Raw genomic sequence first — 14,464 nt, 5'->3', positions numbered from 1 at the left:
GGTTCCCGCACGGCCGCCGTACGGCTCAGTACGGGTCGACCGCCATGACGCAGGACATCGCGCCCATGCCGCGGGAGAAGTCGTCGGCCTCGTCGGGGGTCATCGACATGGTGCAGGTGACCGAGCTGTAGGCGACGCCCTCACGGACGTCGACGCAGAACTCGCGCAACGTGCGGCCGCAGCTCTGCAGCGCCGAGGCGATCTGCATGACCCCGGCCATCCCGTCGCCGGTGACGACGGTGTGCCGGCGGGGCATCCGGGACGCGATGTCCGCGGCGCCACCGGAACCGGTGGGGAAGGAGAAGGTGGTGGTGGGACGGTCGGCGGTGATGCTCATGATCGTGTGGCTCCATGCGTTGCGCGAGAGAGAAGCGGGAACGCGAGCCAGGTCTCGTGGATCCTCACCGCGGTGTGCGGGAGGGAAGCGCCGGGATTGCGGCGCGGGCGCGTCGGCGGCCTGGATCAGCCGACGCGCAGTGCTACTACCGCGAGAAGTCGTGCGGGCAGCGCTGCGGCCGGAGCAAGGGTGTGCTCGACGGTGCGCATGACGATCACAGTAGCAACCGGATGCGGCCTGCGCCACAGGGGATGCCCCCACTAGCCTCATCGGTGTCCGCCACGCCCTGACCCGAGGGGGAGCCCCACCGTGATCACCGCGATCGTCCTGGTGCACACCGCCGCCGACCGGATCCCCGAGACCGCGCAGGCCATCGCGGACCTCGACGGCGTCTCGGAGGTCTACTCCTGCGCCGGTGACGTGGACCTGATCGCGATCGTCAAGGTGCGCGAGCACGAGCAGCTCGCCGACGTGATCGCCAGCCGGCTCAGCCGGATCGACGGCGTCGTCGGGACCGACACCCACATCGCGTTCCGGTCCTACTCCAAGGCCGACACCGACGCCGCGTTCGCCATCGGGCTCGACTGAGCCCGGCCCCCGCGGGTCAGGCCGACGCGAGCTCGGTCGAGAGCGCGGCCCAGCGGGCCAGCAGGTCCGCGGCCGCACCGGAGTCCACCGCCTCGGCGACGGCGTCGAGCGCCGCCCCGACCGACGCGGTGAGGTCCGCACCGACCCCGCGGTGCGCGGCGAGCGCCCCGGCGGCGTTGAGCAGCACGGCGTCGCGCACCGGTCCGGTCTTGCCGGCCACCAGGTCGCGGACGACGGCGGCGTTGACCTGCCGGGTGCCGCCGCGCAGGTCCTCGGCGGTGGCCACGCCGACCCCGAGGTCGGCCGGGTCGAGCCGCTCCTCGCGGACGGTGCCGCCGTCGCTGATCCAGACGGTGCTGCGTCCGGTGGTGGTCAGCTCGTCGAGCCCGTCGTCGCCGCGCACCACCAGTACCGACTTGCCGCGCCGGGCGAAGACCTCGGCCATCGTCGCGGCGTGCCGGGGGTCGGCGCAGCCGATCAGGCCGGTCTCCGGCTGGGCCGGGTTGGACAGCGGCCCGAGCAGGTTCATCGCGGTCGGGACGCCGAGCTCGCGACGGACCCCGCCTGCGTAGCGCATGGCGGGGTGGAAGGACTGCGCGAAGCAGAACGCGATCCCCAGCTCCGCGGCGCACCGCTCGACCGCGGACGGGGTCAGCTCGATCGCGACGCCCAGCTCCTCCAGCACGTCGGCCGTCCCGCACTGCGACGACGCCGCGCGCCCGCCGTGCTTGACCACCGGCGCACCCGCCGCCGCGACGACGATCGCCGCCATCGTGGAGATGTTCACCGTGTGCGCCTGGTCCCCGCCGGTGCCGACGACGTCGACCGAGCGCCCGGGCACGTGCACCCGCAGCGCGTGGGCCAGCATCGCGTCGGCCATGCCCGAGATCTCCGCGGGCGTCTCGCCCTTCGCGCGCAGCGCCACGAGGAACCCGGCGAGCTGCGCCGGGGTCGCGTCGCCGGCGAAGACCTGACCCATCGCCCAGGTCGCCTCGTCGGCGGTGACGTCCTCGCCGCGCATCAGGCGGCCGATCACGGAGGGCCAGGTGGGTGCGCTCACGACGTGAGGTGTCCTCTGTCTCGCTACTGCTGCGGGGTCAGGGTGCCGGGCCGGTGGTCGCGCAGGACCTGCGCGACGACCTCGGCCGCCTCGATCGGGTCGAGCGGGTGCACGAGCACGGCGTCCGCCTCCGACCAGGTGGCGAGCCAGCGGTCGTCCCGGCGGCGGACGGTCAGCACGATCGGGGGGCAGTCGACGATCTCGTGACGCAGCTGCTTGGCCACGCCCATCCCACCGGTCGGCTGCGCCTCGCCGTCGAGGACCAGCAGGTCGGCCTCACCGGCGTCGCAGGCCGCGAGGACCTCGGCGATGCCGGCCGCCTCCACCCAGCGCACCCGGCCCACGTCCGGAGCGGGCCGCCGCCCGACCGCCTCGATGATGCTCTCGCGGACCTCGGGACGGTGGCTGTAGACCAGCACCGTGCTGGTCCCCGTCACCGATCCGGCCGCGCTGCCGATCTCTGCCGCTCGTCCGCTCACGCCGGGGATACTAGGGGAACCCTCCGTCGCCCCCGAACGTTGTCGTGCCGGCGGTCCGGGACGGGGCCGTCCGGCGGCCCCCCGGTCGCCCCGACCAGGCGAAGAGTTCGGTGATCATGGGGTCCGTTCGCCGATCGTGATGTGGCGAGGGGTATCCCGACAAGCCGTAGAAGTTCGGCTCGGGTCATAATGCCCGACGTGACGACAGCGGCACCCAACATCAGCGCGCGGATCCATTCGCTGAACCGCCCCAACCTGGTCAGCATCGGCACCATCGTCTGGCTCTCCAGCGAGCTGATGTTCTTCGCCGGGCTGTTCGCGATGTACTTCACCGCGCGGGCGCAGAACGACGGCCCCTGGCCGCCGCCGCCCACCGAGCTCGACGTCCCCTACGCGCTCGCGATCACGATCGTGCTCGTGGCGTCCTCGTTCACCTGCCAGTTCGGCGTGTTCGCCGCCGAGCGTGGTGACGTGTTCGGCCTGCGTCGCTGGTACGCCCTGACGCTGGCGATGGGGACGTTCTTCGTGCTGGGCCAGGCCTTCGAGTACTACACCCTGGTCACCTCGCACGAGACGACGATCGCGTCGAGCGCCTACGGGTCGGTCTTCTACCTGGCGACCGGCTTCCACGGGCTGCACGTGGTCGGCGGCCTGGTCGCGTTCGTGTACCTGATCATCCGCACGAAGCTCAGCAAGTTCACGCCCGCCCAGGCCACCGCGGCGATCGTGGTGTCGTACTACTGGCACTTCGTCGACGTGGTGTGGATCGGGCTGTTCGCCACGATCTACTTCATCCGCTGACCGATCGCGCCGCCCGTTCCCTGACAGCACCCGCCACGACGTCGAGGTTGGAAGACCCCCAGCGATGACCGAGAACCAGAACCCACCACCGGCCGACCGGCCGGACGAGAAGGCCGGGGGCCGCACCCGTCCGCACGGCAAGATGAAGCGCCGCATCGCCGGCGCCCTCGCCATCGGGCTGGGCCTGCTGTCCGTCGGTTTCCTCTACGCCGCCTTCGCGCCGCAGCCGCAGGTCGCCCAGGCGCAGCAGGACACCGCGCTGATCGCCAAGGGCGAGCAGCTCTACAACAACACCTGCATCACCTGCCACGGTGCGAACCTGCAGGGCGTCGAGAACCGCGGCCCGAGCCTCATCGGCGTCGGTGACGCGGCGGTCTACTTCCAGGTGTCCTCGGGTCGTATGCCGATGGCGCGCCAGGAGGCCCAGGCGGCCCGCAAGCACCCGCTGCCGATCTTCGACCCGGAGACCCAGGAGGGCCGGGCGAACCTCGAGGCGCTGGGCGCGTTCGTGCAGGCCAACGGCGGCGGGCCGGTCACCCCGGCCGCGACCGGCGAGGCCCTGCGCGGCGACGACCCGGGCCGCGGCGGCGTGCTGTACCGCCTGAACTGCGCCTCGTGCCACAACTTCACCGGTGTCGGCGGCGCGCTGTCGTCCGGCAAGTACGCTCCCGCGCTCGAGCCTGCCAGCGAGGAGCAGATCTACACCGCGATGCAGACCGGTCCGCAGAACATGCCGCGCTTCTCCGACCAGCAGCTCACGCCGCAGGAGAAGCAGGACATCATCGCGTACATCAAGTCGGTGAACCACGCCAACGACCCGGGCGGCTACTCGCTGCTGGGTCTCGGTCCGACGGCCGAGGGTGTCTTCATCTTCGCCGTCGTGATGTCCGGTCTGGTCGGGTTCGCGATCTGGTTGGGGGCGAAGAGTTGAGCAGCGAAGTCAGCACCGGGTCGGACCGTCGTCCGACCAAGGAGGAGCTCGACGCGATGTCGCCCGAGCAGCTGGCCCGTCTGGCCGGTGAGCTCGACGAGGTCGAGGTCGTGCACAACACGCCGGCGTTCCCGATCCCGGGGACCCGTGCGGAGAAGCGCGCCGAGCGTTCGGTCGCGCTGTGGTTCGTCATCTCGGCGATCTCCATGATCGCCTTCGTGGTCGCGTTCATCGCGTGGCCGTGGGAGTACGTCAACGTCGGCGAGCCCGGCCACGCGCTCTACAACCTCTACACCCCGGTCATCGGCTTCACCTTCGGGTTCTCGGTGCTCTCCATCGGCATCGCGGTCATCCAGATGGTGAAGAAGCTGTTCCCGGAGGAGACCTCGGTCCAGCAGCGCCACGACGGCCCGTCCACCGACGTCGACCGCGCCACCTTCCTGGCCCAGGTCGCCGACGCGGGCAAGGGCACCACGATCGGGCGTCGCAAGCTGATCATCCGCAGCGCCGGTCTGGCCGCGGCCGTGGCCGGTATCGGCACCGGTGTCGTCGCTCTCGGCGGCATCATCCGGAACCCGTGGGCCGAGGGCGACGACGCCCCGCTGTGGCACACGGGCTGGCGTCCGGAGAACGGCGAGACGGTGTACCTGCGCACCGACACGGGTATCCTCTCCGAGATCGCCCGAGTGCGACCCGAGGACATGGAGCCGGGTGCCATGATGACCGTCTTCCCGTACCGCGAGAGCGAGCGGGGCAACGAGGAGGAGCTGCTGCACGCGCAGCGCGCCTCGGACGCGCCGGTCATGCTCATCCGTCTCCGCCCCGGGACCGAGGTCACGAAGCGCCCCGGTCAGGAGAATTTCAACTACGGTGACTTCTACGCCTGGTCGAAGGTCTGCACCCACCTCGGGTGCCCGACCTCGCTGTTCCAGGCGCAGGACAACCGCATTCTCTGCCCGTGCCACCAGTCGCAGTTCCTGGCCACGCAGGACGCCGAGCCCGTCTTCGGGCCGGCCGCCCGGCCGTTGCCGCAGCTGCCGATCACGGTGAACGAGGAGGGCTACTTCGTCGCCCGCAGCGACTTCGTGGAGCCCGTCGGACCCGCGTTCTGGGAGAGGCCGAAGACGACATGAGTTCGATCACGACACCCACCACCTCCTCAGGGGGCCTCGCGGCCAAGGGCGGCGCGGCACTCGACCAGGCGGACCAGCGCTACCACGCGGCCGCCGGACTGCGGAAGCAGTTCAACAAGGTCTTCCCGACCCACTGGTCGTTCATGCTGGGCGAGATCGCCCTGTACAGCTTCATCATCGTGCTGCTGTCGGGCACCTACCTGGCGCTGTTCTTCGACCCCTCCATGCAGGAGGTCGTCTACAACGGGCCGTACGACCCGCTGCGCGGCGTCCACATGTCGCGGGCCTACGAGTCCGCGCTGGAGATCTCGCTCGAGGTCCGCGGCGGCCTGTTCATGCGCCAGCTGCACCACTGGGCGGCGCTGCTCTTCGTCGCGGCGATGATCATCCACATGTTCCGGGTGTTCTTCACCGGCGCGTTCCGCAAGCCGCGTGAGGCCAACTGGACCATCGGCGTCGTGCTGATCCTGCTGGGCACCTTCGCCGGCTTCACCGGCTACTCCCTTCCGGACGACCTGCTCTCGGGCGTCGGGCTGCGGATCGCCTCGGGCATCACGCTGACCGTGCCGATCATGGGCACCTGGGTGCACTGGGCGTTGTTCGGCGGCGAGTTCCCCGGGACCGAGATCATCCCGCGGCTCTACATCATCCACGTGCTGATCCTGCCGGGGATCATCCTCGCGCTGATCGCCGTGCACCTCGGCCTGGTGTGGTACCAGAAGCACACCCAGTTCCCCGGCCCCGGCCGGACCGAGAACAACGTCGTCGGCGTGCGGATCATGCCGCAGTTCGCGGCGAAGGGCGGCGCGTTCTTCTTCGTCGTCGCCGGTGTGCTGGCCCTGATCTCCGGGCTGTTCCAGATGAACCCGATCTGGCACCTCGGCCCGTACGACGCCTCGCACATCTCCGCCGGGTCGCAGCCGGACTTCTACATGCTGTGGTCCGAGGGCATGGGCCGGATCTTCCCGCCGTGGGAGTTCTACCTGTTCGGGACGTACACGATCCCGGCGGCGTTCATCCCCACCGCGGGCTTCCTGCCGGTGCTGTTCGTGCTCGCCGGGGCCTACCCGGCCATCGAACGGCGCTTCACCGGGGACGACGCGCTGCACAACCTGCTGCAGCGTCCGCGCGACGTGCCGGTCCGGACCGCGCTCGGCGCCATGGCGATCTCGTTCTACCTGTGGCTCGTGATGTGCGGGTTCAACGACTGGATCTCGTACTTCTTCCACATCTCGCTGAACGCGACCACGTGGGCCGGCCGCATCGGTCTGCTCGTCGTGCCGCCGATCGTGTACTGGGTGGCCTACCGCTGGTGCATCGGTCTGCAGCGGTCGGACCGCGCGGTGCTGGAGCACGGCATCGAGACGGGCATCATCAAGCGGCTGCCGCACGGTGAGTTCATCGAGGTGCACCAGCCGCTGGGCGGCGTCGACTCGCACGGCCACGCCATCCCGCTGGAGTACCAGGGCGCCTCGGTGCCCAAGCGGATGAACCAGCTCGGGTCGGCGGGTGAGCCGGTCTCCGGTTCGCTGCTCACGCCGGACCCGGTCGAGGAGTCCCGCGCGCTGGCCGTGGCCCGCCACGAGGCCCACGAGCGGGAGCTCGAGGAGTCCCGCCGGCGCCACGAGGCGCGGGCGGAGCTCGAGTCCCGCAGCGGTGAGCTCGCGGGCCGCCCGGACGACGGCGGTCGTCCGCAGCAGCCGCGCGACTGAGCACGGTCCGGGCCCCGGCCCGGAAGCACTCCACGGCGGCCCCGCCGGAGACACGGTCTCCGGCGGGGCCGCCGTCGTGTGCCGGTGCGTCGTCGTCCGCCCGGCGGGGCCGCCGTCGTGTGCGGGCTGCGCGCGGTCGGACGCCGCGGCCCGTGTGTCCGGCCACGGCGTCGTCGCCCGGGGCGCCGTCGGGAGGACCGTGGACCGCCGGCCTCAGACCCCGGCGGGCTCGTCGGGGGAGCGGTCACCGGTGCGGTGCGACGCCTCCCGGGCCCGGTCGGCCCACTCCCGCCAGGCACCCCCGCCCCGTGCCGGCTCCGCCCAGGGCGGGTCGCAGTACACGAGCCGGGTCCCGCCGGTGGTGAGCCAGCGGTGCAGGATCCGGACCTCCTCCGACAGGGCCCCGCGCAGCGGCCCGTCGCCGGGCAGGACCGTCTGCGCGCCGGTCCGCAGCGCCTCGACGACCGGCATCGGCCGCACCCCGCGCGGGGCGTTGCCCGCCGCGGCGAGCCGTCCGTGGCGCAGGACGGCGAGCTCCCAGCCGCCCCGGCCGTCGGGCCGGGCACCGACCAGCTCGTCGATGCCCGCGAGCGCGGCCAGCGTGCCGCCCCGGTCGACCCCGGCGGCCAGCGTCGCCAACCGGTCCCGGGCCCGTGCGGCCGCCTCGTAACGCCCGCCGGCCGACCGGTCGTCGACCTCCGTGGCCAGCACCCGCAGCGGGCCGTCGTCCCGCCCCGCGACGAGGTCGCCCCAGGCGTGCACGGCGGGCGCGTAGTCCTCGACGGGCTGCAGACCGGCGCACGGGGCCGCGCAGCGGCCCAGCTCGTGCAGCGCGCACGGCGTCGCCGAGGGGTTCCGGGCCGGGATCCGGATCGTGCACCGGCGCAGCGGCAGTGCGTCGAGTGCCGCGTCGAGCACGTCGGTCGCGGCCCGCTGCGACCCGAACGGGCCCAGGGCACCCGCCCGCGGGGTGGCGACGACCGACAGCCGCGGGAACGCCTCCGCCGTCGGCGCCACCCAGTAGGCCCGGCCGGGGTTGCGCGAGCGCCGGTTGTACGGCGGGCGGTGCGCGGCGATGAGCGCCAGCTCGCGCACCGAGGCCTCCAGGGCGTGCGCGCAGACCACCGTGTCGACCTTCTCGGCGCGGGCGAGCATGTCGCGGACCCGGCGGCGCTTCTCCCCGGCCGTGAAGTACGACCGCACCCGCCGGTGGAGGTCGCCGCTGGTGCCGACGTAGAGCACCTGGCCGTCGCCGCCGCGGAACAGGTACACACCGGGCTCCGAGGGCACGTCGTTCGCCAGGTGCCTGCGGCGCCGCTGGGTGGTGGTGGGCCGGTGCGGGGCCCGGTCACGGACGAGCTGCAGCAGCTCCTCCAGGCTCTGCACACCCAGGTTCCCGATCCGCTCCAGCAGGTGGTGCAGCACCTCGACGGTCGCCCGGGCGTCGGTCAGCGCCCGGTGGTCCGGGGTGGTGGCGCAGCCGAAGTGCCGGGCCAGCGCGCCCAGCTTCACACTGGGGCACTCGGCGTGCGGGAGCACGGCCCGGGCGAGCCGGGCGGTGCACAGGACCGGCGGGCCGGGCCAGGGGCGTTCGAGGCGCTCGCAGGCGGCCTTGAGGAACCCCGTGTCGAACGGGGCGTTGTGGGCCACCAGCACCGCGCCGCGGAGCATGTCGAGCACCGAGGGCAGGACCGCACCCAGCGGTGGCGCGTCGTGCAGCATCGCGTTCGTGATACCGGTCAGCCGGGTGATGTCGGCCGGGACCCGTACACCCGGGTCGACGAGGGTGCCGAGCTCGGAGATCCGGCTGCCGCCGCGCACCGCGACGGCGCCGACCTCGGTGATGGCGTCGGTCCGGTGGCTGCCGCCGGTGGTCTCCAGGTCGACCACGCAGAAGGTGACGTCACGCAGTGGCGTGCCCAGCTCGTCGAAGGTGAGCTGCGGGGAGCAGGAGGTCACGCCCTGCACCGTAGCCGTGGGGTCCGACAGTATGTTCGAACACCCGGCCCCGGTCCGGGGGAGCCGGGGCGCGGACACCGATCCGGGGACGTCCCGGCTGCGGACGGCCACGCCGACGGCGATCCCGGCCGGGCGGGGATAACCTGGACCGATGGCGTACGACGACACGGAGCGACCGGAGCCCACGTGCTCCGGGGTCCCGTCGTGCGCCGCGGACCCGGCCGCGAGCGACTGGCCGGAGCTGCCCGCCCCGCTGCGGGCCCGGCTCGCCGAGATCGCGGGTACCGCGCTGGGCGGGCTGCCGCCCGGGGACGTCCCCACCCCGCTACGCCGCTTCGCCCGGTTCACCCCCGCCAAGCGGGCCCGTCTCGGCGGGCAGGTACTGGTGGCCCGGCTGCAGCAGGACACGGCGTTCCGGGCGGCCGTGGTGGCGTGGTGGGCCGAGAACCGGCCCGGTGAGCTGGAGCTGCCCGAACCCGCCACGACACGACCCGCCGGCGACCCGCCCGAGCCCCCGAGCGGACCCGGGGCACCCACCGGGGACACCGGAGCAGCGGAGGCAGCCGGCCCGTCCGGCCGTCCCGCGGCGCAGCACGCAGCCGCATCACCGGTGGACGGGTCGACCCCCGCCGCGGAGGCCGCGTCCGTCGCGGATCCGCTGCCCGCACCCGTCGACAAGCTCGACGCGGCCGCGGTCGCGCTGCTCACCGCCGATCCGCTCGCGCACCGGCGGGTCGCCGAGGTGGGGCAGACCGCGGACCTGGCGAACCTGCGCGCCGAGCGCGACGAGGCCCTGGCCAAGGTCGACAAGCTCACCGCCGAGCTCGAACGGGCCCGGGCCGAGCTGGTCGAGGAACGGGAACGCGCACGGGCGCTCGTCGGGGAGCGGGAGACCGAGTACCAGCAGATGCGCCGCCGGGTCAGCGACCAGGGCGCGCGGCTGCGTGCCGCACTCGACGCCCGCACCGAGCTGGAGGAGGAGGTCGCGCGGCTGCGCGGCGGCGTCGACGACGAGCTCGCCCGCTCCCGCGCCGAGACCGCCGCCGAGCGGGAGCGGGCCGACCGGGAACGCCGCCGGGCCGACGCCGCGGCCGGTCAGGTCGCCGCCGCCCGCCAGGCCGCCCGCGAGGCCCGGCGCGGCGACGAGGTGCGCCTGGAGCTGCTGCTGGACACCGTCAGCGGCGCGATCTCGGGGCTGCGCCGCGAGCTCGACGTCGGCGCGGGCGGACCGCGGCCGGCGGACCTCGTCGCGGGAACGGGCGACCGCGGGACCGGCGCGCGCGTCGCGGCCCCCGTCGACGGGCTGGCCGCGCTGGACGCGCTGCTGACCGTGCCGTCGGTGCACCTCATCGTCGACGGCTACAACGTCAGCAAGACCGGCTACCCGGACCTGCCGCTGGCCGACCAGCGCTCCCGGCTGGTGGCCCAGCTCGGCGCACTGGGTGCCCGCACGGGGGCCGAGATCACCGTGGTGTTCGACGGGGCCGCCGTGATCGCCGCGCCGGTGCGCGGCAGCCGCGGGGTGCGGGTGCTGTTCAGCGACGCCGGGGTGATCGCCGACGACGTCGTCCGCGACCTCGTCGCCGCCGAGCCGGCGGGGCGGCCGCTGCTGGTCGCGACGTCGGACCAGGAGATCGTGCGCTCGGTGCGCCGCCGGGGCGCGCACACCGTGGCGTCCGCGGTGCTGCTGCGCCGCCTCGGCGGGTGAGCGCTCACCCCACGTCACGGTGCCGCGGCCCGTGCCCGGCCGGCGGGACCACCGGCATCGGCAGCGCCGTACGTCCGGCCCGACCGGGCGCCGGTGCGCCCGGCTCGACCAGGCGCAGGTGCGGGATGAGGCCGCCCTCGGCCAGCACCTGCAGTGCCCGGCGCTCCGGCTCGGCGAACTCCAGCGGGGCGACGGTCGTGGCCACCGTGCCGGCCGGCAGGTCGACGGGAAGGTAGGGGATCGGCCGGTCGTCCTCCGGGACCTCCAGCAGCACCCCGATGACGCAGACACCGCACGCGGCACCGCGGACCTCGCAGCGATCGCAGTCGACGATCATGGCTCCTCCTTCGTCGGACCCGAGGTGGTCGAGCACCGCGGACGCTAGGGGAGGGGTCCGACAGAATGGCCGCGCCGGAGAAAAACCGGGCGGGGCCGTCACCGCGGGCCGCCGCGCTCGTTCACCTGAACAGCACGACATCCTCACCAACTGTGCCGCCGAGCGAGCACCACCACTCGTACGGAGCAGTGCCACCCCGGCGGGCGACCGATCCGGTCACGCAACGGTGAGGACGCGGAACTCGTCCGCTCCCCGGAGTGTCGGACGGCGGCCCGCATCCCCGACGCGCAGCGCGCGTGCGGAGCCGCCGTCCCGACCCCCGCTGTCCCCTCCGCCGGTGACCACCGGCGGCCGGCGCCCCGCCGAGGACTAGCGTCGCCGACCGTGGCGCGCACGCTGCTGGTGACCAACGACTTCCCGCCCCGGCCCGGCGGCATCCAGTCCTACCTGTCCGACCTCGCCCGCGCGCTCCCGCCGGACTCGCTCGCGGTCCACGCGCCCGCCTGGCGCGGCGCCGCCGACCACGACGCCGCGCTGCCGTTCCCCGTGCACCGGCACCGGTCGTCGCTCATGCTGCCGGTCCCCGAGGTCGCCCGGCGCGCCGCGGAGCTGGCCCGCGAGCACGACGCCGGGACCGTCTGGTTCGGCGCGGCCGCGCCGCTGGGGCTGCTCGGCCCGTACCTGCGCCGCCGGGCCGGGGTGGAGCGGGTCGTCGCCACCACGCACGGCCACGAGGTCGGCTGGTCGATGCTGCCCGGCGCGCGCCGGGCGCTGCACCGGATCGGCCGCGACGCCGACGTCGTCACCACGGTGTCGCGCTGGACCCGCGGCCGGCTCGCCGGCGCGCTGGGCCCGGACGCGGCGCTGGAGGTCCTGCCGCCCCCGGTGGACACCGTCCGCTTCGCACCCGACCCGGACGCCCGCGCCGCGGTCCGGGCCCGGTACCGGCTCGGCGACGCACCCGTCGTGACGTGCGTGTCCCGGCTGGTGCCGCGCAAGGGCCAGGACGTGCTGGTCGCGGCGCTGCCACGGATCCGCCGCCGGGTGCCGGGCGCCCGGCTGCTGCTCGTCGGCGGCGGGCCCTACCGGGACCGGTTGCGCACACTGGCGGCACGCGCCGGGGTGGCCGACGCCGTCGTGCTCACCGGCGGGGTCCCGGCCGCCGAGCTCGCCGCGCACCACGCCGCCGGGGACGTGTTCGCCCTGCCGTGCCGCACCCACCTCGGCGGGCTCGACGTCGAGGGGCTGGGGATCGCGCTGCTGGAGGCCGCGGCGTCGGGGCTGCCCGTCGTCGCGGGGGACTCCGGCGGCGCGCCGGAGACCGTCGAGGAGGGTGTGACCGGCCACGTCGTGCCGGGACGTGACGTCGCCGCTGTCGCCGACCGGGTCGCCGACCTGCTCGCCGACCCCGTCCGGGCGACGGCGATGGGCCACGCCGGACGGGCCCGCGTCCGGCGGGTCTGGGGCGGGCCGTCGTCGGCGGCCCGCCTGCACGGCTTCCTGACCGGCCACGACGGGCCGCGCTGAGTGCACGACCCGTCGTCGACGGCGGGGGGTCAGCCCTTGTCGGCGGTGGTCCCCGCGTAGAGCGCCTCGATCTCGCCGGAGTAGGACTCCACGACGACCTTGCGCTTGACCTTCATCGTCGGCGTCAGCTCGCCGCCGGCCTCGCTGAAGTCGTGCGGCAGGATCGTGAACTTGCGGATCTGCTCGGCCCGCGAGACGGCCTGGTTGGCGTCCTCGACCGCGGCCGCGATCTCGCCGCGCAGCTCCGGGTCGTCGACGAGGTCGGCGGCCGAGCTGCCGTCGCCCGCGGGCTTGCCGTTGCGCTCGCGCCAGCCCGGCAGGGCGTCCGGGTCGATGGTGACCAGCGCGGAGATGAACGGCTTCTGGTCGCCGATCACGATGCACTGCCCGACCAGCGGGTGCGCCCGCAGCCGGTCCTCGAGCACGGCCGGGGCGACGTTCTTGCCGCCGGCGGTGACGATGATCTCCTTCTTGCGGCCGGTGATGGTGAGGAAGCCGGCGTCGTCGAGCTCGCCGATGTCGCCGGAGTGGAACCAGCCGTCGGACTCCAGGGCCTCCTTCGAGGCCTCCTCGTTCTTCCAGTAGCCGCGGAAGACGATGTCGCCGCGCAGCATGATCTCGCCGTCGGAGGCGATCCGGACCGCGCAGCCGGGGACCGGGCGGCCCACCGAGCCGACCCGCTGGGCGTCGACGGTGTTCAGCGTGATGCCCGCGGAGGTCTCGGTCAGGCCGTAGCCCTCCAGCACGGGCAGCCCGATGCCGCGGAAGAAGTGCCCGAGCCGGCCCCCGAGCGGGGCCGAGCCGGACACCGCGGCCTTGACCCGGCCGCCGACGGCGGCGCGCAGCTTGCCGTAGACGAGCTTGTCGAACAGCGCGTGCCGGGCCTTGAGCAGCAGGCCGGGCCCGCCCGCGTCGAGCGCCTCGGAGTAGGCGATCGCGGTGTCGGCGGCCGCGTCGAAGATCTTGCCCTTGCCGTCGTTGTGCGCCTTGAGCCGCGCGCCGTTGTAGACCTTCTCGAACACCCGCGGCACCGCGAGCAGGAAGGTCGGCCGGAAGTCCGCCAGGTCGGGCAGCAGGGTCTTCACGTCGGGGGAGTGGCCGACGACCGTGCGGGTGGACAGGCAGCCGCACTGGATGGCCTTGCCGAACACGTGCGCGAGCGGCAGGAACAGCAGCACCGAGTCCCCGGGCTCGAACAGGTGCGGGATCGTCGCCGCGATCGTGCGGATCTCGGCGACCAGGTTGCGGTGGGTCAGCTCGCAGCCCTTGGGGCGACCGGTGGTGCCCGAGGTGTAGATCAGGGTGCACAGGTCGTCGGCGCGCACCCCGCCGCGCCGGGCGTGCACCACGTCGTCGGGGGTGTCCGCGCCGAGGCCGCGCAGCTGCTCGACCGCCGAGGGGGCGTCCGGGGCCGACGCGGCGGGCTCGATCTGCCAGACGGTGCGCAGCTCGGGCAGGTCTCCGCGGACCTTCTCCACCGACGCGGCGTGCTCGGCGGTCTCCACGACGATCCCGACGGCGCCGGAGTCGGACACGATCCAGGAGATCTGGTCCGGCGACGACGTCTCGTAGATCGGCACGGTGACCCCGCCCGCGGCGAGGATCGCGTAGTCGAACAGGGTCCACTCGTACCGGGTCCGCGACAGCAGCGCGACCCGGTCCCCGGCCTGCACACCCGCGGCGACCAGCCCGGCGGCGATCCGGGTGACCTGCTCGCCGAACTCGGCCGCGGTCACCTCCGACCAGTTCCCGTCCGCGCCCTTGCGGCGGTAGAGCACGTCCGACGGGTGCTGCGTGGCGTTGTCGAACACGGCGTCCGAGAGCGATTCCTCGTCTCCCACGGACACCGCGGCGGGAACGCTGTACTCACGCACGGGGATCGACCTCCTGGC

General features: G+C 73.8%; 13 protein-coding genes. 7 read left to right on the top strand and 6 right to left on the bottom strand.

The window, feature by feature from the left end; genetic code table 11:
• Positions 1 to 25 precede the first annotated feature (25 nt).
• On the bottom strand, positions 26 to 337 hold the full coding sequence (locus tag ND486_RS17270) for a hypothetical protein (RefSeq protein WP_062396096.1): 312 nt from the start codon (positions 335 to 337) through the stop codon (positions 26 to 28).
• A 309-nt stretch (positions 338 to 646) separates the two neighbouring features.
• Between ND486_RS17270 and ND486_RS17265 the strand changes: the two genes are divergently transcribed.
• On the top strand, positions 647 to 925 hold the full coding sequence (locus ND486_RS17265; protein ID WP_060711495.1) for an Lrp/AsnC family transcriptional regulator: 279 nt from the start codon (positions 647 to 649) through the stop codon (positions 923 to 925).
• Between the two features lie 16 nt (positions 926 to 941).
• On the opposite strand, the gene trpD is transcribed toward ND486_RS17265, so the two are convergent.
• Together trpD and ND486_RS17255 are read right to left on the bottom strand one after the other, a co-directional pair.
• Complete coding sequence (gene trpD, locus ND486_RS17260; protein WP_251785143.1) at positions 942 to 1,985, bottom strand: anthranilate phosphoribosyltransferase; 1,044 nt, start codon at positions 1,983 to 1,985, stop codon at positions 942 to 944.
• A gap of 23 nt (positions 1,986 to 2,008) precedes the next feature.
• Complete coding sequence (locus tag ND486_RS17255; RefSeq protein WP_373324244.1) at positions 2,009 to 2,404, bottom strand: hypothetical protein; 396 nt, start codon at positions 2,402 to 2,404, stop codon at positions 2,009 to 2,011.
• Positions 2,405 to 2,653: 249 nt separating this feature from the next.
• On the opposite strand from ND486_RS17255, the gene ND486_RS17250 reads away from it, so the two are divergent.
• The 4 genes from ND486_RS17250 (at position 2,654) to ND486_RS17235 (ending at position 7,041) form a co-directional block, all read left to right on the top strand.
• Positions 2,654 to 3,265 carry a heme-copper oxidase subunit III gene (locus ND486_RS17250; protein ID WP_062396094.1) on the top strand — a complete coding sequence of 204 codons (612 nt, stop codon included), beginning with the start codon at positions 2,654 to 2,656 and terminating at the stop codon, positions 3,263 to 3,265.
• A gap of 64 nt (positions 3,266 to 3,329) precedes the next feature.
• On the top strand, positions 3,330 to 4,196 hold the full coding sequence (locus tag ND486_RS17245; protein WP_073574278.1) for a c-type cytochrome: 867 nt from the start codon (positions 3,330 to 3,332) through the stop codon (positions 4,194 to 4,196).
• Complete coding sequence (locus ND486_RS17240) at positions 4,193 to 5,329, top strand: ubiquinol-cytochrome c reductase iron-sulfur subunit (RefSeq protein WP_251785142.1); 1,137 nt, start codon at positions 4,193 to 4,195, stop codon at positions 5,327 to 5,329. The genes ND486_RS17245 and ND486_RS17240 overlap by 4 nt, the downstream gene beginning before the upstream one ends.
• Positions 5,326 to 7,041, top strand: a complete 1,716-nt coding sequence (locus ND486_RS17235; RefSeq protein WP_208824681.1) for a ubiquinol-cytochrome c reductase cytochrome b subunit — start codon at positions 5,326 to 5,328, stop codon at positions 7,039 to 7,041. The genes ND486_RS17240 and ND486_RS17235 overlap by 4 nt, the downstream gene beginning before the upstream one ends.
• Before the next feature lie 213 nt (positions 7,042 to 7,254).
• Here the strand turns inward: ND486_RS17235 and ND486_RS17230 are convergent, their stop codons facing one another.
• A complete protein-coding gene (locus ND486_RS17230; protein WP_251785141.1) occupies positions 7,255 to 9,000 on the bottom strand; it encodes a DEDD exonuclease domain-containing protein in 1,746 nt (581 codons plus the stop codon).
• Positions 9,001 to 9,151: 151 nt separating this feature from the next.
• Here ND486_RS17230 and ND486_RS17225 point away from each other — a divergent pair, with 151 nt between their 5' ends.
• Positions 9,152 to 10,708 (top strand): NYN domain-containing protein, encoded by a 1,557-nt coding sequence (locus ND486_RS17225; RefSeq protein ID WP_251785140.1) that lies wholly within the window; start codon positions 9,152 to 9,154, stop codon positions 10,706 to 10,708.
• A 4-nt stretch (positions 10,709 to 10,712) separates the two neighbouring features.
• Here the strand turns inward: ND486_RS17225 and ND486_RS17220 are convergent, their stop codons facing one another.
• A complete protein-coding gene (locus ND486_RS17220) occupies positions 10,713 to 11,045 on the bottom strand; it encodes a hypothetical protein (RefSeq protein WP_251785139.1) in 333 nt (110 codons plus the stop codon).
• A gap of 384 nt (positions 11,046 to 11,429) precedes the next feature.
• Here ND486_RS17220 and ND486_RS17215 point away from each other — a divergent pair, with 384 nt between their 5' ends.
• Positions 11,430 to 12,572 (top strand): glycosyltransferase family 4 protein, encoded by a 1,143-nt coding sequence (locus ND486_RS17215; protein ID WP_251785138.1) that lies wholly within the window; start codon positions 11,430 to 11,432, stop codon positions 12,570 to 12,572.
• A 29-nt stretch (positions 12,573 to 12,601) separates the two neighbouring features.
• Here ND486_RS17215 and ND486_RS17210 read toward each other — a convergent pair whose 3' ends face one another.
• Entirely contained in the window at positions 12,602 to 14,446 is a 1,845-nt protein-coding gene (locus ND486_RS17210) for an AMP-dependent synthetase/ligase (RefSeq protein ID WP_251785137.1), read from the bottom strand.
• Positions 14,447 to 14,464 lie beyond the last annotated feature (18 nt).

This window comes from Pseudonocardia sp. DR1-2, assembly GCF_023717215.1.
GTDB lineage: Bacteria > Actinomycetota > Actinomycetes > Mycobacteriales > Pseudonocardiaceae > Pseudonocardia > Pseudonocardia alni.
The sequence above is the reverse complement of the archived record's forward strand: the minus strand, read 5'-3'. Positions and strand labels throughout refer to the sequence as shown.